Genomic DNA, 927 nt, shown 5'->3' on the forward strand with positions numbered 1-927 from the left:
CAATCGCAGGTACCTGTGCCTTTAATCCTTCGCGAACTGCCAAGGTTCCACGTGCATAACCGGTTCTATCCATGGACTGGGCGAAGATTGTGTAAGCCTCTTCGCTGGCAGGTTCTACGATCACGTCATACGTTTCTGCCACGGCGATGCGGAATTCGTCGACGCTCACCGGTTTGACATGTTGGCCGTCGGCGGCCACAACGGTCATTTTCAAGCCAGGAATGCGGACGTCGAAATAGCTCATCGCCGAGCCGTTGATAAAGCGCAGGCGTAACTTCTCACCCGGTTTGAAAATACCGGTCCAGTTACCGTTAGGCGCCTGGCCATTCATGAGGTAGGTATAAGTATCCCCACTGACGTCTGCGAGATCAGTGGGGTTCATTTTCATTTCAGCCCACATCTTCCGGTCGGCTACGGCAGATGACCAGCCTTCCTTGCTGACATCGTCGATGAAATCGCCAACGGTACGTTTGTGATGGTTGTAGTAGTCAGATTGCTTCTTGAGCTTCGCCATGACGCGACTAGGATCTTCGTCGGTCCAGTCAGTCAACATCACCACGTAGTCGCGGTTGTATTGAAAAGGTTCAGGCTCTTTCGAGTCGATAACGATTGGCCCGTAAACACCGGCCTGCTCCTGTAAACCCGAGTGGCTGTGATACCAGTAGGTACCGTTCTGATGAACCTTGAATTTGTACTCGTACATGCCATCGGGTGCGATGCCATGGAAACTCAAGCCAGGTACACCGTCCATGTTGGCCGGCAGGATGATCCCGTGCCAATGGATTGAGGTGTCTTGGTCCAGGCGATTTTTCACACGCAGTGTGACCGTATCGCCTTCGCGCCAGCGCAGCAAAGGTCCGGGCAACGAACCATTGATGGTCATGGCTGTGCGCGGCGAGCCAGTTATGTTTACAGGGGTTTCACCAA

At 53.5% G+C, this 927-nt stretch carries 1 protein-coding gene; it reads right to left on the reverse strand.

Annotation, left to right across the window (positions count from 1 at the left end):
* A partial coding sequence (locus FHL16_RS33810; protein WP_138739120.1) for a copper resistance system multicopper oxidase occupies window positions 1–927 on the reverse strand: 927 nt, incomplete at both ends.

The organism is Pseudomonas sp. FSL W5-0299, assembly GCF_005930655.1.
Classification (GTDB): domain Bacteria; phylum Pseudomonadota; class Gammaproteobacteria; order Pseudomonadales; family Pseudomonadaceae; genus Aquipseudomonas; species Aquipseudomonas mandelii.